Source organism: Yinghuangia soli (assembly GCF_021502675.1).
In the GTDB taxonomy this organism is placed as follows: domain Bacteria; phylum Actinomycetota; class Actinomycetes; order Streptomycetales; family Streptomycetaceae; genus Yinghuangia; species Yinghuangia soli.
This window is the reverse complement of record NZ_JAKFHA010000008.1, coordinates 176994-198573: the sequence shown is the minus strand read 5'-3', so window position 1 is coordinate 198573 and position 21580 is coordinate 176994. Positions and strand designations below refer to the sequence as shown.

Sequence of the window (21580 nt, the reverse complement as noted above, 5' to 3'; positions counted from 1 at the left end):
GCCTTGCCGCGGCTTCCGACGCCGAACGGGCACGCGCTCTGGTGCGCATCGTGCGCGAGAAGGCGGCCGAGGTGCTGGACCGCCCGGACGCCGATGCGATACCGGCGGAACGCAGCCTGGAGGAAGCGGGATTCGACTCGCTCGCCGCGCTGGAGTTCGCCGAGGCACTGGGCAGCGCGCTGGGGCTGCGGCTTGCCGCGACGCTCGTCTTCGACTACCCGACTCCGGTCGCGCTCGCGGAATACCTGCGCGGCGAACTCGCCGCCCTGGAGGCCGAGTCGGCACCTCCGGCCGACTCCGCGCAGCCCTCCGCGGCGGCCGCGGACCCGGCGGCCGGTCCGGCTCAGGAGGCCGGCCGGACCGGTGAGCCGGCCGACGACCCGGTCGCCATCGTCGCGATGGCGTGCCGGTTCCCGGGCGGCGTGCGCACGCCCGACGACTTCTGGGCGCTGCTGACCGAGGGCCGCGATGCCATCGGCCCGTTCCCGACCGACCGCGGCTGGGACGAGGACTATCTCTTCGCGGCGGCCCCGGGGCAGACCGCGAAGTCGGCCGTACGCGAGGGCGGATTCCTCTACGACGCTGCCGAGTTCGATGCGGAGTTCTTCAAGCTGTCGCCGCGTGAGGCCATCACGATGGACCCCCAGCAGCGCCTGCTGCTGGAAGCGTCGTGGGAGGCCTTGGAGCGTGGCGGGATCGACCCGGCGGCGCTGCGCGGGAGCCGTACCGGCGTGTTCACCGGGGTCGTGCAGAGCGACTACTCGCTGCGCGCCGAGGACGTGCCCGAGGATCTGTGGGGGCACCTGCTCACCGGGAACGCGTCGAGCGTGATCTCGGGGCGGGTCGCGTACTCGCTGGGCCTGGAAGGGCCGGTCTTCTCGGTCGACACGGCGTGCTCGTCCTCGCTCGTCGCGCTGCACCTGGCGTGCCGCTCGCTGCAGCAAGGCGAGTGCAACTTGGCGCTGGTGGGCGGCGTGACGGTGATGGCCACGCCGGTGGTGTTCACCGAGTTCAGCCGCCAGCAGGGCCTGGCGCCGGATGCGCGCTGCAAGTCGTTCGCGGCCGCCGCGGACGGCACGGCGTGGTCCGAGGGCGTCGGGGTGCTGGTGTGCGAGCGGCTGTCCGAGGCCCGGCGGGCCGGGCATCCGGTGCTCGCGGTGGTGCGCGGCAGCGCGATCAACCACGATGGTGCGTCCAACGGGCTCACCGCCCCGAACGGCCCGAGCCAGCAGCGGCTGATCGGCCAGGCGCTCGCGGATGCCGACCTCGCGCCGGCCGATATCGATGCGGTGGAGGCGCACGGCACGGGCACCCGGCTGGGCGACCCGATCGAGGCGCAGGCGCTGCTCGCCGCGTACGGCCGGGACCGCGAACAGCCTTTGTGGCTGGGGTCGGTGAAGTCCAACATCGGGCACACGCAGGCCGCGGCCGGGCTGGCCGGCGTGATCAAGACGGTGCTGGCGATGCGGCACGGGATGCTGCCGCGGACCCTGCACGTGGACGCGCCGTCGCCGGTGATCGACTGGTCGGCCGGGGCGGTGGAGCTGCTCACCGAGGCGCGCGACTGGCCGGAGACCGGGCGGCCGCGCCGGGCGGCGGTGTCGTCGTTCGGGCTGAGCGGCACGAACGCGCACGTGATCGTCGAGGAAGGCGATCGCGACCGGGCATCGGCGGCGGCTCAGGGCGGGGTCGCGGACGCGGAGCCGGCGGAGCTGCGGTCCGGCGCGTTCCCGGTGCCGTGGCTGCTGTCCGGCCGGACCCGCGACGATCTCCTGCTGCAGGCAAGGCAGTTGCATGCGCACGCGACGGCCCGCCCGGAACTGGGCGTGGTCGAGATCGGGGCGGCGCTCGCCACCACTCGGTCGGCGCTGGAGTACCGCGCCGCGGTGGTGGGCGGAAACCGCGAGGAGCTGCTGCGCGACCTGCGCGTGCTGGCCGAGTCCGAGACGGCCCCCAAGGCCGCCGGGGTGGTCGAAGGCCCGGCCGGCGACGGCCCGCTGGCCTTCGCGTTCTCCGGGCAGGGCTCCCAGCGGCTCCGGATGGGCCGCGAACTCTGTCTGGCTTCCCCGGTCTTCGCCGAGGCGTGGGACGAGGTCTGCGCGGCGCTGGACGTGCACCTCGAACGGCCGCTGTGCGAGATCGTGCACGCCGAGCCGGGGTCGCCCGAGGCGGCGCTGCTCGACGAGACGCTGTACACGCAGACCGGCCTGTTCGCTCTCCAGGTGGCGCTGTACCGGTTGCTGCGGGCACGCGGCGTGCGTCCGGACTACCTGATCGGGCACTCGATCGGCGAGCTGACCGCGGCGCATGTCTCAGGAGTCCTGACGCTTCCCGATGCCGCCGAACTGGTCACCGCTCGGGCGAAGTTGATGCAGGAACTGCCGCCCGGCGGGGCCATGTACGTCGTGCTGGCGTCCGAGGACGAGGTGCGCGCGGGCGGCGGGGTGGGGCGCGATTACAGCATCGCGGCGGTCAACGGGCCGGCTTCGGTCGTGCTGTCCGGCCCCGAGGAGGCCGTCGCGGCGGCCGCGGCCGAGTGGCGCGCCAAGGGCCGGCTGGTCAAGCGGCTGCGGGTGAACCGGGCGTTCCACTCCGAGCTGATGGAGCCGATGCTCGGCGCGTTCGAGCGGGTCGCCGAGCGGCTGTCGTACGCGGCCCCCGCGGTGCCGATCGTGTCCAACGTGACCGGGCGCTTGGCCTCGGCGAGCGAACTGGCGCTGCCCAGCTACTGGGTGCGCCATGTGCGGCAGGCCGTGCGCTTCGCGGACGGCATCGGCCGGCTGCGCGAGCTGGGCGTGGCGGCGTACGTCGAGGTGGGTCCGGGGCGTACCGCCACGGCGATGATCGAGGACTGCCTGGACGGCGGCGGCGCGCTCGTCACGCCGACGCTGCGTTCGGACCGCTCCGAACCGGTGGCGCTGACCACGGCGTTGGCGCGGGTGCACACGCGCGGCGGGTCCGTGGACTGGGGTTCGGTGTTCGCCGGGGCCCGGCCTGCGGAGCTTCCGCCGCACGCGTTCAGCCGCAAGGCGTACTGGCTGCCGAAGCAACCGGCCGGGGCGGGCGACGTCACCGGCATCGGGCAGCGCGCCGCAGACCACCCGCTGCTCGGTGCGGTGGTCGAACTCCCGACCAGCGAAGGCCTGGTGCTCACCGGCCGGGTCTCCCCGGCGACCCACCCGTGGCTGGTCGACCATGCGGTGCTCGGCGCCGTGGTGGTGCCCGGCACGGCGCTGCTCGAACTCGCGGCGTTCACCGCCGACCGGGTGGCCTGCGACCTGGTCCGCGAACTCGTCGTGCAGACACCCCTGGTGCTGCCCGCCGAGGGGTCGGTGCAGCTGCGCGTCGTGGTGCGGCCCCCGGACACCGACGGCGTCCGCATGCTCGCGGTGTACGGCAGGTCCGAGGACCCGGGCGCGGACGAGGCGTGGACCTGCCACGCCACCGGCACGCTGGGCCCCGACGACTCCGACGACATGCCGGGGCGCCTCGCGGTCTGGCCGCCGCCCGGCGCGGTCCCGCTTTCCCTGGACGGCTTCTATCCCGGGCTCGCCGAACGCGGCTACCGCTACGGACCGGCGTTCCGCGGTCTCACCGCGGCCTGGGAGCGCGGCGACGAGGTCTTCGCGGAGGTCCATCTGCCCGAGGAACTCCAGGCGCAGGCGGCCGACTTCCTGGTCCATCCGGCGCTCCTGGACGCCGCGCTGCACGCCGGCGCGGCAGGCCGCGACGCCGACGACGACCGCGTGGCGCTGCCCTTCGCCTGGACGGGCGTGCGCGTGCACGCCCCGGGCGCGGCGTCGCTGCGCGTGCGGCTGACCCGGCTGGACGGCGAGCGCATGGCGGTCACCGTGACCGACCCGAAGGGCAAGCCGGTCGCCTCTGTCCGCGAGCTGGCGTTCCTGCCGGTCGCCGCCGAGCGGCTGCGCACGTCGGGCGGCACCTCGTACGAGAGCCTGTTCCGCGTGCAGTGGACTCCGGCCGCCCGGGACTCCGCCAAGCGGCTCGCGGTGGTCGCCGAGACGCCGCAGCTCACCGACATCGGCAGCACTCCCGGCAGCGCCGCAGCAGCCTTGGCCGCGCTCGCCGAACCGCTCCCCGACACCGTCATCGTCCCCCTGGCCACCGACCCGGTCCGTGCCAAGGACGGCGACACGGCCGCGCACACCCACGAACTGGCACAGCGCACGCTTGAGTTGCTCTCCACCTGGCTCGCCGACCCGCGCTTCGCCGCGAGCCATCTCGTCCTGCTCACCACGCACGCGGTCGGCACCTCCCCCGGCGAAACCGTCGCCGACCTGGCCGGTGCCGCCGTCTGGGGGCTCGTCCGCTCCGCGCAGTCCGAGCATCCCGGCCGCTTCACGCTGGTCGACACCGACGGCACGGACGCATCGGCGGCCGCCCTCGCGCACGCCCTCACCACCGGCGAGGCGCAACTGGCCCTCCGGGCGGGCGAAGCTCTCGTCCCCCGCCTGGCCCGCATCGAGCGGTCGCACACCGCAGCCCCGTCGCCACTCGGGGACGGCACGGTCCTGCTTACCGGCGGCACCGGCGCACTGGGCATGCTCCTGGCCCGGCACCTGGTCGCCACCCACGGCGTCCGGAGCCTGATCCTGGCGTCCCGCCGCGGTCCGGACGCGGAAGGCATCGCGGACCTCACCGCAGAACTGACCGCCGCAGGCGCCTCGGTGCAAGTCATCGCCGCCGACACCACCCGGCGCGGCGACGCCGAGCGGCTGCTCGCGGCCGTCCCGTCCGCCCATCCGCTGACCGCGGTCGTCCACCTGGCCGGCACGCTCGACGACGGCCTGGTCGACTCGCTCACCCCGGAACGCCTCGACGCGGTCCTCGACCCGAAGGTCGACGCCGCCTGGCACCTGCACGACCTGACCGAAGGCCACCACAACCTCGCCGCCTTCGTGATCTTCTCCTCGGCCGCGGGCCTGCTCGGCTCCCCCGGCCAGGCCAACTACGCCGCGGCCAACGGCTTCACCGACGCACTCGCCCAGCACCGCCGCGCCCTCGGGCGGCCCGCGGTCTCACTCGCGTGGGGACCCTGGGAGCAGTCCGGCGGGATGGCCGACCGCACCGGCGGCAACCTCGCCCGGCGCGCGGCCCGCAGCGGCATGGCCGTACTGTCCCCCGACGAGGGCCTGGCCCTCTTCGACGCCGCACTCGCGGCCCCCGACGCCGTGCAGGTCCCAGTGCGCCTCGACCTCGCGACCCTCGCCGACCAGGCCGAGTCCATCGGCCCGGACGCCGTCCCGCTCCTCCTCCGCGGCCTGGTCCGCATCCCCACCGCCCGGCGCGCATCGGGCAGCGCGGACCTCGCCAAGTCGCTGGCCGAGGCGTCCCCCGAGGAAGCCGAACGCCTGCTCCTCGACCTCGTCCGCACCGACGTCGCCTCCGTCCTGGGACACGCCTCCCCGGACGCCGTCGACATCACGCGCAGCCTGGTCGACCTGGGCTTCGACTCCCTCTCGTCGGTCGAACTCCGCAACCGCCTCTCGGCCGCCACCGGCCTGCGGCTCCCGGTCACCGTGGTCTTCGACCACCCGACCATCGCCGTCCTGGCCGCCCACCTGAGGTCCGAACTGGCCCCGGACGGCGCCGCCACCGCCGTCGCCGTCCTCGAAGAACTCGACCGCCTCGAAGGCGCCCTCGGCAAACTCTCCCTGGACACCATCGCCCGCACCAGGCTCACCGCCAGCCTGGAACGCATCCTCACCCGAGTAGGCCCGGCCACCACCCACGACAAGATCGACGCCGCCACCCTGGACGACGACTTCTTCCCGGCAACAGGCTGACGCCGTTCCCGGGGCCCGGCCGCACAGCATGAAGTGACGATCTGTGCGGCCGGAATCGTCACGGGATTGACGGATCTGCCGTACGCGCGGATCGGCACGCTCTACGGTAAAGATGTCCTGTTTGCGCGAACTCCCTTGAGGGCAAAGGCGGATGCCATGGTCCTATCGCGGAAGTCGATCGAGTACGGCAGGATGTCCCGCCCCGGTGGAGTGACGAGATGAGCGGCGGCACCGGCCAGGAGCCGGTGTTCGACTTCATGGTCGTGCGTCCTCCCGATTCCGTGGACAGCGGGACGCTTCGGATGCACTACATCCACGACGACACCTACCGGAGCTTCGACACCGCCGTCCGCCGCGAACCGCGCGACCTGCACACGGAGGCCGGCGGATCGGCGATCGGCCACCTGGTCTTCAGCAGGGTCGCCTGCGCTCCCGAGGCCGCCGAGCAGACCGAGGCAGAGCGGCTCGCGCTGCTTCTCGACGAGGTCCTCGACCTGGTGCCTCCGTGCGCGGACCCCTGCCGCGGGAGCGGCTTGACCACGCGCGGGTCGTCCTCGCAGCCGCTTCAGTGGGAGGAACTGGACCGCTACGCGACCGTGGTCCGCAACGGGAGGATCCACGTCCTGCCGGACCGGCTGGATCTGCTGCCCCCGCTGCCTTTGCTGGCCGGGCTCGGCCGCGTACTGGACGTCTTGGCAGCCGAGGGCGCCGACCCCGACCTGCCGAGGCTCGTCGAGCGGCTGGAGAAGCTTCTGGGCGCGCCGCTCACGGACATCGTCTTCGCACCGTCCGGTGCGCACACCGACGACTTCGCCGCCGCGAAGCATCGGCTCTTCGATACCCTCTACCTGTTGTACGTGCTGCGCCGCCTGGCCACGGTGAGCTTGGAACGCATCATCGACGGGCTCCGCGCGCTGCATGTGCTCGAAGCCCTTGCCGTCGACCTGTCGGTGGCGCGGATCCAGGCCCGCGGGACGGCGACCAGGAACGAGCAGATCCTGCTGGCCGCGCTCGAGGAAGACCATCCGGGCCTGCGCGGCTGGGACCTGAGGTCGGCCGTGCCCGGCTTCCCGCTGATCGGCGACACGTCGGCGCTGGGCCGCCATCTGACCGCCACCCCGGTCATCCACCCGGTCTTCGCGCGGCTCCTGCGCTATCTGCGGCCCTTCAACGCCATCAAGCCGATCGGGGTCGGCGACCTGAAGGTCGTGCGGCAGTGGCTGGTGGCGTACCGGCCGGGCGAGATCTCGCATATCCACAACGTGCTGAGCGGCGAGTCCAAAACCCGCCGGCACCGGCGGACCGAACGCGCCGAGGACACCTTCTCCGCGAGCGAGTCAGGGAGCCGGGACACCACCCGCGACGTCCAGTCCACGCAGCGCTTCGAGGTCAAGGACGAGGCCGAGGCCGTGGTCAAGACCACGCTCGGGGTCACCGCCAACGCCACCGTGACGTACCAGGGCACGCCCGTCGTCGCCTCACTTACCGCCGGGTTCGCCTACAACAGGGCATCCGAGGACACCGCGAAGACCTCGCGGAACTTCGCGCGCGACGTCATCGACAAGGCAGTGAGCCGCGTCGCCTCGCAGACGGCCGTCCAGCGCACGACGACCCGGCTGACCGAGACCGAGGAGTCCAACAAGCAGGTCTTCGCCAATTCCACGGGCGGCCACGTCTCGGGCATGTACCGGTGGGTGGACAAGGTCTACAAGGCGCAGGTCTTCAACTACGGCAAGCGGCTGATGTTCGAGTTCCTCGTGCCGCAGCCCGCTGCCGCCTGGGCGGATGCCAAGCTGCGCGCGTTCACGACGGCGCTGAGCGTGCCGCAGCCGCCGGATCCGCCCGTCTACGACGTGCCGAACATCCCCGCACCGGAGACCATCACCGCGGCAAGCTACCGCGGGCTGCGCGCCGAGTACGACCTGGAGGCGCTTCCGGTGCCCGAGGACCGCAAGACGGTCGCCCTGCGCGACCTGGTCACCGGATCGCGCTACTTCGCGGAGAAGGAGATCTCGGGGGCGGACCACTCGAAGGTCTTCGAGTGCCGCGGCGCCGGCATCGGGGGCTACCGGGCGGTGCGTGTCGACTTCTTCGGGTACGGGGAATTCAAGAGCAAGGCACCCAAGAACCAGATGGCGCTGGAGATCGCGGACCGCCTGGTGTGGCAGGAGACGCGGCCGGACGTGGGCTATTGGCACTTGGACGAGTCGGTCGCTCCGCGAGAGGACCTGGTCTTCCAGGACGACGACACCACCCTTCGCCTTCGCTTCTGGGAAGAGATCGACTACTACGACGCCAGCGCGGTGCTCTATCTGGAGCTCACCGAGCAGCGCCGCCAGAAGTGGCAGCAGGACGTCCACGCCGTCGTCAAAGCGGCCGAGGAGAAGAAGACGCGCGCCGTCAACCAGGCCCGGCAGGCCGAGTACGAACGTCGGCTCGCCGATTACCGCGATCGGCTCGCCACGCTGAAGTCGGCCACGGTCTCCGTCGTCCTCCAAGGCACCTCCGACGCGGCCGACAAAGCGGTCATGGACGAAGAGATCAAGAAGCACTGCTTGACCTTGATCACCAAGGAGTTCGACTCCGACGGCGCGGACGACCTGCTGCCCCGCACCACCGCGATGAAGACCCGCAAGGTCACACCGGTCGACACCCGCTTCGAGTTCCAGGAGAACCAGGAGCCGGGTACCGGCCTGCCGCTCCCGCCCACCACCGCCCGCGTCGAGACGAAGGCGCGCGACGAGGTCGACTGGCCGGCCATCGACATCGACGCCGCGCGGGCCCAAGGCCGCATGGTGCAGTTCCTGGAGCAAGCCTTCGAGTGGGAGCATCTGTCCTATTTGTTCTATCCGTACTTCTGGGCGGAGATGCCGCGCTGGCTTGAGCTCATGGGCCGCTCCGACGACGCCGACCCCGCGTTCACCGCGTTTCTCCGCGCCGGCATGGCGCGGGTACTCGTGGCCGTGAGCCCGTCGTACGAGGACGCGGTGCTGCACTACCTCGCCACCCGCGAGCCCTGGTCCGGCGGTCCGGCGCCGGTGATCGGCGACCCGCTGTTCGTACCGCTGCACGAGGAGCTGCGCGCGCAGACCGACGACCGGCTCGGCGGGACGCCGGACGGACCCGCGTGGACCTTCGTGGTGCCGACCTCGCTGGTGTATCTGCACGACAGCACCGACAAACTGCCCGACCTCCGGAAGGAGCGTGCCGAAGCCGCGAAGGCGGAGCAGGACGAAGCCGCGCAAGCGGCCGCCGACGAGAAGAACGGCGAGAACCCGTGAGCGTCGAAGTGGACGGCATCGATCTCGTGCCGGGGCCCAGTCGCCATACCGTCGATGCTGCCCTCGTTTCCTCCACCGTCGTGAGCGCCGAGGCGCGGAAGGGGCAGACCGCGGGCCAACGCCTCGACTGGGGACGTCGGGTCGCGGTCTACGAAGCCGATCTCGCGTCCGGATACCGGCGGCTTCCCCTCGGTTCCGTCCCGGGCCGCCCGCGCCCGCGACATCCGGTCACCGTGGACGGACGTACTGTCGACGTCGTCTACGACGCCACGCTGGACCAGCAGGTACTGCGCCTCTACACGGGGCACGGTTGGGCCGGTGTGCAGGCCCTGCAGGCCGGGCTGGACGCGGCTGCCGAGGAATTCCCCAGCCGGGTTCTGCATCCGTGGGACGTGGTCAGGGAGTTCGCAGAGTACGCCGTGGCCGGTCTGTGGGCACGGGTCCGCGCCGCACTCGTCGAGATCGACCTGCGGGCCACCGAGGATCTCGTCGTGCAGTTGAACCTCAGCGCCAACCTCGTCAACGCGGCCTGGACGGCACTTGGCGTCGAGCCGAGCAACCGGGACGAACACGGGCAGCGGCGGCACCCGTCCCCGGGCGCATGGTGGCAGCCGACCCCCGCGTTCTACCGGCTGACCAAGCCGGAACCGCTGCGCCGGCTGATGGAATCGATGCCCGACGCTGTTGCCTTGCGCCGGCGGCTCGGCGAGATCAAGCTGCGCCGGGAGCACAACGCCGATGCCCTGGCCTGGGGCGGCGAAGAATTCAGCGCGGTCAACTCCCCTGGCGACGCCACGACTGCACTGCGCATCACGGAACTCGATGCCGAGGCCGTGCAGGTGTCCGCCGAGTTGGAGGAACTGCTCAAGCGCATCCACGCCGTCACACCGCTCGCGGCGATGGCCGTCGCCACCGTCCAGGAGCCGGTCACCGAGTGGAAAGTGCAGCAGGCTGTCGGAGCGCATATCGCCGTGTTCCGCAGCGAACCGGAGCGGATCGTCGGGGACCTGCCGCGCCACGGCGGCTGGGTGGCGAAGGCTCTGCCGGACTGGGCTCCGGACCGCCCGGCGCCCGCCGAGTACGCGGCGCGGTCGCCCGAAGTCCGGGTGCTCGACGTGGCGCTGACCCAGAAGGGAGGCAGCGCCCGGTGCCTGAGCATGCTCGCCGAGCCGGTCCTCGACCGTCTCGTCACCACCGGCACCGTCCCCAAGGACAGCTTCACCTATGTGGTCTGGAGCCACTACCGACGGCAGCTGATGCGACGTCTCGCGGCCGAGCAGCGGACCCGCGAGCTCGCGGAAGAACTCCTGAGCCTCCTGGCCAAGGCTGCCGCCGTGCTCTCGTTCGTGGTGCTGAAGGTTCCGAGCGGCTCGTGGCTCACCGCCCTGGCCGGCTATCTCAACGTCGGTCTGCTGGCATTCCAGTGCTTCGCCGTGCTCGACCAGCTCGACCGGATCGACGCCCGGCTCACCATGGCGGTCGCCGCGGTCGACCGGCGCAGCGCGTCCGAGATCGCCCACATCGGTGAACTCCTCTCCATGCGCACCGACTTCCGCGAGCAGCTCACCGCGTCCGTCGTCCTGGAGATCGCCCTGATCACCGCTGCCGGCGCCTGGCCGCCGTTCCGGGAGCTGATGCACGTCCGCGGTTTCTACTCCGACCTCGAGACGCTGCTCGAACCGTGAGCGGACTGGCGAAGGCCGACATCTCGGCGATCGGGAAGAACGCGGAGGGCTCTCTGTCCGCGCGCGTCGTCAAGGCCCTTTCCGACCACGGCGCCTCGCCGGAAGGCGCCGCACGCGCCCTGGGTCTGAAGCCGACGACACCCCCGCAGCGCCGGAAGTTGCTGTTCGACCTCCTCACCAGTGATCGGGAGCGGACGGCCCGGCTCGCGCTCCTGGCCAAGGTGGACTCCATACTCCGGGCGGAGGTCCCCAAGCGGATGCGGGAAACGCCCCTCGAACCGGCCCACTTCGGCCTCGGGACCTATGAGGAGGTTCCGAAGCTCCTCTCCGACCGGCTCACCCGCATGGAGACCGGGGCTGCCTCCCTCGCCGATTTCGAGGCCGGCCTCACCGGCTGGCTGAGCAACGTCGCCGGCTCGGTGTACTTCGAGCGGCTGGTCAAGTACGAGCCGGGCCTGGTCGCGTTCGTGGACGCCTTGGGGGCGGACCTCGTCCTCCTGATGAACGCCGGCCTCACGCTCGGGCCGCAGGCCTTGCGCGGTGTCGACGGCAAGCCGCGTATCGTGTCGCAGGCCTTCGGCCGGCCCGAGCGCGTGGTGAGGTTCTCTCTCGAAGGATCGGACGGGGTCGTCCGCGAGTTCACCGACTTCGGCCGGCTCGCCCCGAACCCCGAGGGCTGGTGGGGCCTGCTGCCCGTCGAAGTGAAGCTGGAGCGTGCGCTCGGCGGGGTGGCGGGCCAGTTCGGGGACTTCCTGCCCCGCCTCGCCGTCGCCAGGAAGCTCATCGCGGTGGTACTGGACGGCCGGACAGAGGTGGAGCGGCGCATCGATCCGTCCGACCTGGTGTTTCTCCACCATGAACTGGGCCAGACCGTTATCACGCCCGTCACGAGGAACCTGATCGCCCGAATCGAGCAGCATGGCCCTGTCACCGCCGGCGAAGTCGCCAAGGTGACCGATTTCGGACCGGCGTCCAGCCGTGTGCACCAGACGAGCTACTACCGCGCCCGAGTACTGGTCGCCCGGAGCTGGCTCGACAAACTGATCGCGCCGATCGTGGGGTTGTAGATGAACCGGACGCCCCTCGCACCGGGTTGCCGATACGAGGGGCAGCACGGTCGGAGGGGTCCAGGCCCCGAGCCGTCAGCCTTCGGCCAGGGCGGCGCGGGCTGTGCGGCGTTCGGCCTGGCGGGCTGGGTGGGCCACTGGGGACGCCATCAAGAGCTTTCTGGTGTACGGGTGTTCCGGGTGGGCGGTGATCTGGTCGCCGGTTCCTGTTTCGACTATGTCGCCGCGGTACATGACGGCGACGCGGTGGGCGAGGCGGCGGACGACGGCGAGGTCGTGGGAGATGAACAGGTAGGCGACGCCGGTGGTCTCCTGGATCTCGGTGAGCAGGTCCAGGATGGTCGCCTGGGTCGAGAGGTCGAGTGCGGAGACCGGTTCGTCGCAGACGATCACGCGCGGGTCGAGGGCCAGGGCTCGGGCGATGGCGATGCGTTGGCGTTGGCCGCCGGAGAATTCGCGGGGCAGTCGGTGGACGGCGCCCGCGGGCAGGGCGACGCGGTCAAGGAGTGCGGCGATCCGCGCCTGTGCCGCGGTGCTGGTCATGGCGCGGACCGCGGTCAGCGGCTCTTCGAGGATCCGGCCGATGGTGTGGGCGGGGTTGAGGGAGCCGTACGGGTCCTGGAAGACGACCTGGATCTCTCGGGCCAGTTCCCGGCGTTGGGCGCGGGGCGCATGGGTGATGTCGCGGCCGCGGTAGGCGACGGTGCCGGCGGTGACCGGGGCGAGGCCGAGGATGGCCCGGCCCAGGGTCGACTTGCCGGAGCCGGATTCGCCGACCAGGCCCAGGGTCTCGCCGGGCCGGAGGGCGATGTCGACGCCGTGCAGGACTTCGGTGGGGCGGCGGCGCAGGCCGCGGCCGGGGTAGGCGACGCGCAGGCCGTCGACGGCGAGGAGCACCTCGCCGGGGGCGGTCGCGTCGGCGCTCGTAGCGGTGGTGGTCATTCGGCGGCCTCGCGGGGGACGGGCTCGTTCGGGGTGCTCAGCGGGGGGCGGGCCGGGCCTTCGTCGTCGACGACCGCGGCCAGCAGTTCGCGCGTGTAGGCGTGCTGCGGGGCGTCGAAGAGCCGGGCTGCGGGGGCGGATTCGACGATCTCGCCGGCCCGCATGACCGAGACGTGGTCGCACAGGTCGGCGACCACTCCGAGGTTGTGGGTGACCAGCAGGACGCCCATCCCGCGTTCCGCGCGCAGGTCGCGGAGCAGGTCGAGTACCTCGGCCTGCACGGTCACGTCGAGGGCCGTGGTGGGCTCGTCGGCGATCAGCAGGTCCGGGTCGCAGGCGACGGCGGCGGCGATCAGGACGCGCTGGGCCATGCCGCCGGATATCTCGTGCGGGTAGCGGCGCAGCGTGCCTTCGGGGTCGGCTATGCCGACGCGGTCCAGCAGTTCCAGCGCCCGGGTGCGGGCCTGGGCACGGGACATGCCCATGCGGCGGCGCAGCGGTTCGGCCAATTGGTAGCCGATGGTGAAGGCCGGGTCGAGGTTGCTCATCGGTTCCTGCGGGACGTACGCGATGCGCAGGCCGCGCAGCGGGGCGTAGGTGCGTTCGTGCGCGTCCGCGAGTTCGGTGCCGTCGAAGAGGACGGATCCGCCGGTGATGTGCCCGGGTTCGGGGAGGACGCCGAGGACCGCGAATGCGGTCTGGGTCTTGCCGGAGCCGGATTCGCCGACCAGGCCGTGCACTTGGCCGCGGGCGATATCCAGGTCGACGCCGCGGACGACTTCGGTGACGGTGCCGTCCGGCTGCGGGTATCCGATGCGCAGGCCGCGCACCGAGAGCAATGCGCCGTCGCGGTCCGCGGTGCGGGCGGCCGTCGGCGACGGTGTCGGACGCTTCCGCCGGCGGGTGCGCGGGGCCGCGGCGCCCTCGGTGGTGTCGCGGAGCCCGATGCCCAGCAGGGTGAAGGCGACGCAGACCGTGCTGACCATGAGGCTGGGCCAGATCATCAGCATCGGGTGGGCGTACAGGTCCTTGAACCCGTCGTTGAGCATCGTGCCCCAGGTGACCATGTTCGGGTCGCCCAGGCCGATGAACTCCAGGCCGGCCTGCACGCCGATCGCGGCGCCCGCGACCGCGGCGGTCTGAATGAAGATGGGGCCGCGGACCGCGGCGAGCACGTGCCGGCGGATGATCCGCGGGTCGGAGAGCCCGGAGACGCGCGCCGCGTCGATGTACGGCTCGCGGCGTACAGCGCTCACGCTTGCGTGCACCACCCAGAAGTACGCCGGGGCGGCGAGGATGCCGACGATCGTCATCGACGTCCACAGGCTCGGTCCGAATGCGGCGCGCGCGGCGAGCAGCACGATCATGCCGGGCAGCGCCAGGAGCAGGCCGATGACTGCGGTCGCGGCGTTCTCGAACCAGCCGCGGAAGTAGCCGGCGAGCAGTCCTGCGGTGATGCCGAGGACGGAGGCGACGGCGAGAGTGAGGGCGGCGCCGGTGAGGCTGTAGCGGCCGGCGTGCAGCAGGTTGGAGTAGATGTCGCCGCCGATGGCGTTGGTGCCCAGCCAGTGGGAGCCGCTCGCGGACTGGTGGGCGTCGGCGATGTCGCCTTCGTTCGGTCCGAACGGCGCGATCCACGGGGCCAGGACCACGGCGAGCGCGACGAGGGCCAGGACCAGCGAGGAGCCGGCCGCGAGCGGGTTGCGCAGGAGCCGGGTGCCGAGGCCGGGGCGCGCGGCGGTTTCCGCCGCGGCGGACGGAGCGGTCATGAGCGGCGTGCTTTCGGGTTGAGCCAGCCGACGGCGAGGTCGGTGGCCAGGTTGGCGGCGAAGACGACGACCGCGGTGAGCAGGACGATGCCCATGACGACCGGCAGGTCGCCGGACGCGGTGGCGCCGATCGTGTACTGGCCCAGGCCGGGCAGGGTGAAGACCTGCTCGATGATGACCGCGCCGCCGACCAGCCCGATGAAGTGCAGGCCGAGGACGGAGACGGCGGGGCCGGCGGCGCTGCGCAGCACGTGCACGAACAGGATGCGGCGCGAGGAGAGTCCGCGGGTGCGCAGGGTGCGGACCCAGTCCTGGCGGAGCGTGTCGATGACCGCGCCGCGCAGCTGCTGGGTCACGAAGACCATGCCGCCGAAGGTGAGTGCGACGACCGGCAGGGTGATGGACTTCAGCCAGCCGGTGAAGGACACCTCGACCGGGGTGTAGCCGGTGGCCGGGAACCATTCGAGGCGGATCGCGAACTGGGTGACCAGCACGAGGGCGACCACGAAGCCGGGCAGCGCGACGCCGAGCACGGACAGCACCTGCACGAAGCGGTCCGCGCCGCCGCGCCGGGTGCCGGCCCAGACGCCGAGCACCGCGGAGAGCAGGGCGGTGAGCACCGTGGTGCCGACGATCAGCGACAGGGTGACCGGGAAGCGGATGCCGATCGCCTCGGTGACTTCCTGGCCGGTGAACCAGGACCGGCCCAGGTCGCCCTGGAACGCCCCGCCGAGCCAGTCGGCGAACTGCGTCCAGACGGGCTGGTCCACGCCGAGTTGCGCGGCCTTCTGGTCGACTTGCTCCCGGGTGGCGCTCTCGCCCATGAGGTTGCGGGCGACGTCGCCGGATGCGGCGTAGAGGAGGAGGAAGGAGACGACGGTGGCCGCGGCGAGCTGGCGCAGCCCGGACAGCGTCCGCCGCAACCGGTAGGACAGCACGTGGTGTTCCTTGGTCCGGCCCGGTCTGCCGGGTGCCATGGCGGCGGCACCCGGCAGACCGGGGTGGTGTCCTGCGGGCCGCGCGGCGCGCGCAGGAGCGGGATCAGGACTTGGGGGCGAAGCTCAGCACGTACGGCGAGGCCCAGCCCTTGAGCAGCTGCACGCTGGTCTTGGGGTCGACGGCCCAGACGGTCTGCACGCGGTACCAGGGGGCGAACCACGCCTGGTCGGTGACGTAGGCGTTGATCTCCTTGAGCACGGCCTGCTGCGCGGCGGCGTCGCCGGCGCGGTAGCGGTCGATCAGTGCGGCCAGCTGCGGATCGTCGGCGTGCAGCGGGTTGTACGCGCCCTGCGGCATCAGCAGGAACTGCATCATGTACCAGGGGTCGGTGGCCTGGAACTGGAAGTACGAGGCGGCGTACTTGCCGCCCAGGATGTCGGTGACGAAGTTCGGCCCGGCGTCCTGGAGTTCGGCGTTGATGCCGACCGCGCCGAGCTGCTGCTTCACGGCGTCCATGAGGGTCTTGGCGAGCGGCGTGGTGGGCAGCACGAGTTTGAGGTTGCTCTGCCCGGCTTCGGCGAGCAGCGCCTTGGCGCGCTCGGGGTTGTAGGCCCACTGCGTGTCGAGGGCGGGGTCGAGCGACTTGCCGGCACCGTCGTTGAAGATCTGCGCGGTGGGCGTTCCCAGGCCGCCGACGACGGCCTTGAGCAGCGCCTCGCGGTTGACCGCGAGGTTGATCGCCTGCCGGACGCGCTTGTCGGCCATGGCCGGGTTGACCTTGCCGGTGCGGTCGAAGAGGAACAGCCCGGCGAAGTCGATCTCCTGGGCGACGGCCTGCCAGCCGGCCGCGGTGACCTGGTCCTTCTGGCCCGGGGCCATCTGGATGGCGTTCACCTGCCCGCTCTTGACCGCGTTGAGCATCGCGTTCTGGTCGCCGAGGACTTTCAGGGCGACCTCGTCGTACTTGATCGCGGAGGCGTTCCAGTACGACGGATTCTTCTTGTACACGTACTCCGAGCCGATGATGGTGGTGTCGGCGAGCGTGTACGGTCCGGTGCCGACCGGCTTGGTGGCCGCGTCGGGCTTGTCGAAGGTGCCCGGGGCCTGCATGTACGCGGCCGACGTGCCGAGTGCCGAGACGACGCCCGGATCCTTCTGCTTGAGCGTGAGGACCAGGGTGGCCGGGTCGGGCGCGGCGACCTCGGCGAGCGCGGCGAGTGCCTGGGTGTTCGCCCCGGCCTTGAGGCTGCGGTCCAGGTTCGCCTTGGCCGCGGCGGCGTCGAACGCCTCGCCGTTGGTGAACTTCACCCCGGTGCGGAGCTTGAGCGTGAGGACGGTCTGCGCCTCGTCGTACTTCCACTCGGTGGCCAGCATCGGCTGCGGCGACCCGTCCGGGCCGAGCAGCACGAGGGTGTCGTAGACCGGCGTGTAGAACAGCGTCGAGCCGCCGGTGACGGCCACCGTGGGCAGCAGGCTCTTGGGCGCCGCGTTGAGGCCGAGCGTGAGGCGCGGCGCGGTCCCGCCGCCGCCGGACGTGCCGCCGTCTCCGGTGCCGCCCCCGCAGGCGGCGAGGGACAAGGCCAGCGCCGCAGCGCCCGCGGCCGCGGCAGGCCGGTGGGTCGATCGCATCATGGATTCGCTCCTCGAACAGGGTCGTCGCGCAGATCACCGGGACGGCCGCTGCGGGCTCCTGGTGCGCGGCGGCGAGGCTAACATCGAATTCTGAACGAGCGATAGAGTTTCGTGAGAGGCGATTCCGGATCGGGGCCCGGCGGGAGGCGCAGCGAGGAGGCATCGTGGACCGGCACGGCAAGATGTCCGGCATGACTGACCAGCAGCGCGGCACCGGCAAGCGCGGCCCGTACCGCAAGAGCGTCGAGCTGCGCCGCGAAATCCTCGACGCCGCGCTCAAGGTCTTCGCCCGGGACGGCTACCGGGCCAGTTCGGTACGCGACATCGCGGAAGCCGCGGGGATCACCGCGCCGGGCCTGCTGCACCACTTCGGCAGCAAGAGCGCGCTGCTCATCGAGGCCCTGCGGCATCGCGAGCAGATCGACGGCTCCTTCTCCGCGGGCCGCGACCTGCGCGGCTCGGGGGCCCTGCTCGCGGTGGTCGAGCTGGCCGAGTACAACACGCGGCAGCGCGGTCTGGCCGAGCTGTTCTGCGTCCTGTCGGCCGAGGCCACCTCGTCCGAGCACCCGGCGCACGAGTACTTCAAGCAGCGCTACGACTGGTTCCGCGACTACGTCGGCCAGGGCTTCGCGCAGCTCGCCGAGGGCGGCGACCTGCGCCCCGGAGTGGACCCGGTACGGGCCGCCCGGTCGACGGTCGCCCTGCTGGACGGCCTGCAGACCCAGTGGCTGCTCGACCCCGGCGCCGTGGACATGCCCGGCGACCTGCGGCAGTACTTCCGGAGCCTGGTCACCGAGGAGTCCTGGGCGCTCGCCGTCGCCCGCCGGGCCGGACGCGCGGACGCCCCGGCCGCCGAGGCGGACACCGCGGACACCGCACCGGGCACCGCCCCGCACGCGGGCCGCACCGTGACCATCCAGGACATCGCCGACCGCACCGGCGTCTCGATCGCCTCGGTCTCCCGCGCCCTCAACGGCAAGCCGGGCGTCTCCGCCGCCACCCGCGGCCTGGTCGTCGAGGCCGCGAAGGAGCTGGGCTTCACCGGCAGTTCCGTGGCCCGCGCGCTCAAGTCCGGGCGGACCGGGCGCATCGCGGTGACCCTCCCCTGGCTGGACACCCCGTACACGGCCCGCATCCTGGCCGGCATCGCGCAGACCCTGGACGACCACGGCTACAGCCTCGCGGTCGGCACCACCAAGGACCAGCACGGCCGGGTACGCCCGGTCCTGGACAAGCTCGGCCGGCACGGCTTCGACGGCGCGCTCGTCGTGCTGCCGCCCGGCGGCGCCAAGGACCTGGCCTCCCCGGCCACCGCCGGCCGGCCGGTGGTCGTGGTGGACCCGCTGGCCGAAATGGACCTGCCCACGGTCGCGTGCGACAACGTGGCGGGCGGCGCGGCGGCCGTGCGGCACCTGCTCGCGCTGGGCCACCGCCGCATCGGCATCCTGACCGGCGAGGACGGCATCCCCGCCACCCGGGACCGGCTGGCCGGCGCCCGCGCGGTGCTCGCCGAGGCCGGCGTGTGGGACGAATCACTGGTCCGCACCTGCGCATTCCTCGATCCGGCGACCAGCATCGCGGCCACGCACGCGCTGCTCGCCGCGGACGACCGGCCGACCGCGGTGTTCGCCATGAACGACCGGCTGGCCAGCGGGGCCTACCGCGCGGTCGCCGCGCTCGGCCTCGAAGTGCCCCGCGATCTTGCGGTCGTGGGCTTCGACGACGACCAGATCGCGGCTCTCCTGACCCCGCCGCTGACCACCGTGCGCCAGCCGCTGGACCTGCTCGGCGCCGCCGCGGCCCGGCTGCTCCTGGACCGGCTCGACGGCCTGGACGACGGCGCGCCGCTGGTGGCGCTGCCGCCGCAACTCGTCGTCCGGGACAGCACCGCGGCCCCGCAGGAGCGGTGAAACGGGGCAATCGCCCTGCCCCGGGGTCTTGCGCCGCAAAGCGCTTTCGTAAACGATTACGTCGGTTCCGGGGCGGCACGCCCCGGCCGCCGTGCTCCGTGCTGTCCGGACGCGGCCGTGGATCCCGAGGAGCGCTGCCATGCACGACACCCCTGCCGCCGGACCCGCCGGACCCGCCGACTCCGCCGCATCCATCGCATCCGGCGGAACCGCTGGAACCGCGGGGGTCCCCGGGGTCCGCGAGCTGACCACCGCGCAGAAGGCGTCGCTCACCTCGGGCGCGGACTTCTGGCACCTGCAAGGCGTCGAGGCGGCGGGCATCGAGTCGGTCATGGTCGCGGACGGCCCGCACGGCCTGCGCAAGCAGCCCGCCGAAGCCGACCCGATCGGCCTGGGCACCAGCCTCCCGGCCACCTGCTTCCCGCCCGCGGTCGGCCTCGCCTCCTCGTGGGACACCGACTTGCTGCGCCGCGTCGGCGAAGCGCTCGGCGCCGAGGCCCGCGCCGAGAACGTCTCGGTCCTGCTCGGCCCCGGCGTCAACATCAAGCGCTCGCCGCTCTGCGGCCGCAACTTCGAGTACTTCTCCGAGGACCCGTTCCTCGCCGGACGCCTCGGCGCGGCGTACGTGCACGGCGTGCAGTCGCAGGGCGTCGGCACCTCGCTCAAGCACTTCGCCGCCAACAACCAGGAGACCGACCGCTTCCGGGTCAGCGCTGACATCGACGAGCGCACCCTGCGGGAGATCTATCTGCCCGCGTTCGAGCACGTCGTGAAGGACGCCGCGCCGCTCACCGTGATGTGCGCGTACAACAAGGTCAACGGGACCTACGCCAGCGAGCATCACTTCCTGCTCACCGAAGTCCTGCGCGGGGAATGGGGTTTCGACGGCCTCGTGGTGTCGGACTGGGGTGCCGTCGCGGATCGCGTCAAGGCGCTCGCGGCCGGTCTCGACATCGAGATGCCGCCGTCGGGCACCGATGCGCAGATAGTCGCCGCCGTCGAGGACGGCCGCCTCACCGAAGAGCAACTGGACGCCGCGGCCCGCCGAGTCGTCACCCTCATCGAGCGCACCGCGGGCGCCCGCGTCGAAGGCGCGGTCTTCGACGCCGACGCGCACCACCGCCTCGCGCGCTCCGCCGCACTGTCGAGCGCGGTGCTGCTCAAGAACGACGGCATCCTGCCGCTCGACCCGGCCGGCACCGGACGCATCGCGGTCATCGGCGAGTTCGCCCGCACCCCGCGCTACCAGGGCTCCGGCAGCTCGCTCGTGGTGCCGACCCGGCTCGACAACGCCCTCGACGCCATCACGGCCCTGGCCGGGCCCGAACGCGTCGCCTTCGCACCCGGGTTCGCCCTGGACGGCACCCCCGACCCCGGCCTGGTCGCGGATGCCGTCGCGGCCGCCCGGGACGCCGAGGTCGCGGTGCTCTTCCTCGGACTTCCGGCCGGCACCGAGTCCGAAGGCCACGACCGCACCCACATCGACATCCCCGCCGACCAGCTCGCGCTGCTCGCCGAGGTGCACACCGCCAACCCGGCAACCGTCGTGGTGCTCTCCAACGGGGCCGCGGTCGCCGTCGCCGACTGGCAGGACCGGGCCGCGGCCCTCCTGGAGGGCTGGCTGCTCGGCCAGGCCGGCGGCAGTGCCACCGCGGAGCTGCTGTTCGGGCTCGCCGACCCGTCCGGCCGCCTCACCGAGACGCTGCCGCTGCGCCTCGCGGACACCCCCGCGCACCTGCACTTCCCGGGCAGCGAGCAGCACGTGCGGTACGCGGAGGGCCTGTACGTGGGCTACCGCTACTTCGATTCCCTGAACGCGCCGGTCGCGTACCCGTTCGGGCATGGCCTGTCGTACACGACGTTCGAGCTGTCCGGGCTCAGCGTGGTGCGCGGCGCGGGCAATACGTGCACGGTGACCGCCACCGTGACCAACACAGGCGCTCGCACCGGCACCCAGACCGTGCAGATCTATGTGCACGACCCGGCGTCGTCGGTCGACCGCCCGGTGCACGAACTGAAGGCGTTCGGCCGGGTCACTCTCGCGCCCGGGCAATCGGAGGCGATCACGCTGCACCTCGACGAGCGGGCGTTCGCATACTGGTCGGCGGCCGAGCACCGCTGGAAGGTCGAGGCGCGCACAGTGGAGGTCCGCGCGGCCTTCTCGTCCCGCGACATCCGGGCCCGGGAGAGCGTCGAACTCCCCGGCGACGGCGTGTTCGGCCCGCTCACCGCGATGTCGAGCCTGCGCGAATGGCTCGGCCACCCGATCGGCGGCAAACTGGTGGGCCCGCTCTTGGAGAAGCTTGCGGCCATGCGGCCTCCGGCGGATGGCGCGGACGCCGAACGCGGCGGCGGCGAGCGGTCGCTGCCCGAGATGGTCGCCGGGCTGCCGCTCGGGAAGCTGGCGATGTTCGGGGCGTTCGCGGGTGCGGGGGCGATGTTCACCCCGGCCGACCTCGAGGCCCTGGTGGCGGCCGTCGACAGGGAGATCGCGGACGCCTCCGCGTGATCACGGCGGCGGGGTGGCCGGCTTCCGTCCCCCGGCCAC

Annotated in this window: 10 protein-coding genes; 6 read left to right on the top strand and 4 right to left on the bottom strand. The window is 72.3% G+C overall.

Annotation, left to right across the window (positions count from 1 at the left end; all coding sequences use genetic code 11):
- The first annotated feature begins 50 nt into the window (after positions 1 to 50).
- The 4 genes from LZ495_RS16780 (at position 51) to LZ495_RS16765 (ending at position 11840) form a co-directional block, all read left to right on the top strand.
- Positions 51 to 5807, top strand: a complete 5757-nt coding sequence (locus LZ495_RS16780) for a type I polyketide synthase (protein WP_235053025.1) — start codon at positions 51 to 53, stop codon at positions 5805 to 5807.
- 218 nt (positions 5808 to 6025) lie between these two features.
- The gene (locus tag LZ495_RS16775; RefSeq protein WP_235053024.1) at positions 6026 to 9088 is read left to right on the top strand and encodes a hypothetical protein; all 3063 of its coding nucleotides are present in this window, start codon (positions 6026 to 6028) and stop codon (positions 9086 to 9088) included.
- Positions 9085 to 10773, top strand: a complete 1689-nt coding sequence (locus LZ495_RS16770) for a hypothetical protein (RefSeq protein WP_235053023.1) — start codon at positions 9085 to 9087, stop codon at positions 10771 to 10773. Before LZ495_RS16775 ends, LZ495_RS16770 begins: the two co-directional genes overlap by 4 nt.
- The gene (locus LZ495_RS16765) at positions 10770 to 11840 is read left to right on the top strand and encodes a hypothetical protein (RefSeq protein WP_235053022.1); all 1071 of its coding nucleotides are present in this window, start codon (positions 10770 to 10772) and stop codon (positions 11838 to 11840) included. The genes LZ495_RS16770 and LZ495_RS16765 overlap by 4 nt, the downstream gene beginning before the upstream one ends.
- A gap of 75 nt (positions 11841 to 11915) precedes the next feature.
- Here LZ495_RS16765 and LZ495_RS16760 read toward each other — a convergent pair whose 3' ends face one another.
- The 4 genes from LZ495_RS16760 to LZ495_RS16745 form a co-directional block, all read right to left on the bottom strand.
- Complete coding sequence (locus LZ495_RS16760) at positions 11916 to 12782, bottom strand: ATP-binding cassette domain-containing protein (RefSeq protein ID WP_235053021.1); 867 nt, start codon at positions 12780 to 12782, stop codon at positions 11916 to 11918.
- Positions 12779 to 14551, bottom strand: coding sequence for a dipeptide/oligopeptide/nickel ABC transporter permease/ATP-binding protein (locus LZ495_RS16755; RefSeq protein WP_235053020.1), 1773 nt, complete (start codon positions 14549 to 14551; stop codon positions 12779 to 12781). Before LZ495_RS16755 ends, LZ495_RS16760 begins: the two co-directional genes overlap by 4 nt.
- A complete protein-coding gene (locus LZ495_RS16750; protein ID WP_235053019.1) occupies positions 14548 to 15528 on the bottom strand; it encodes an ABC transporter permease in 981 nt (326 codons plus the stop codon). Before LZ495_RS16750 ends, LZ495_RS16755 begins: the two co-directional genes overlap by 4 nt.
- A 64-nt stretch (positions 15529 to 15592) precedes the next feature.
- A complete protein-coding gene (locus LZ495_RS16745; protein WP_235053018.1) occupies positions 15593 to 17122 on the bottom strand; it encodes an ABC transporter substrate-binding protein in 1530 nt (509 codons plus the stop codon).
- A 191-nt stretch (positions 17123 to 17313) separates the two neighbouring features.
- Between LZ495_RS16745 and LZ495_RS16740 the strand changes: the two genes are divergently transcribed.
- On the top strand, positions 17314 to 19032 hold the full coding sequence (locus LZ495_RS16740; protein WP_235053017.1) for a substrate-binding domain-containing protein: 1719 nt from the start codon (positions 17314 to 17316) through the stop codon (positions 19030 to 19032).
- Between the two features lie 139 nt (positions 19033 to 19171).
- The gene (locus LZ495_RS16735; protein WP_235053016.1) at positions 19172 to 21541 is read left to right on the top strand and encodes a glycoside hydrolase family 3 C-terminal domain-containing protein; all 2370 of its coding nucleotides are present in this window, start codon (positions 19172 to 19174) and stop codon (positions 21539 to 21541) included.
- Positions 21542 to 21580 lie beyond the last annotated feature (39 nt).

Coding starts and splice junctions, on each gene's coding strand:
- LZ495_RS16775 (WP_235053024.1), top strand. CDS start 6,026: ATGAGCGGCGGCACCGGCCAGGAGCCGGTGTTCGACTTCATGGTCGTG.
- LZ495_RS16760 (WP_235053021.1), bottom strand. CDS start 12,782: ATGACCACCACCGCTACGAGCGCCGACGCGACCGCCCCCGGCGAGGTG.
- LZ495_RS16755 (WP_235053020.1), bottom strand. CDS start 14,551: ATGACCGCTCCGTCCGCCGCGGCGGAAACCGCCGCGCGCCCCGGCCTC.
- LZ495_RS16750 (WP_235053019.1), bottom strand. CDS start 15,528: ATGGCACCCGGCAGACCGGGCCGGACCAAGGAACACCACGTGCTGTCC.
- LZ495_RS16745 (WP_235053018.1), bottom strand. CDS start 17,122: ATGATGCGATCGACCCACCGGCCTGCCGCGGCCGCGGGCGCTGCGGCG.
- LZ495_RS16740 (WP_235053017.1), top strand. CDS start 17,314: ATGACTGACCAGCAGCGCGGCACCGGCAAGCGCGGCCCGTACCGCAAG.
- LZ495_RS16735 (WP_235053016.1), top strand. CDS start 19,172: ATGCACGACACCCCTGCCGCCGGACCCGCCGGACCCGCCGACTCCGCC.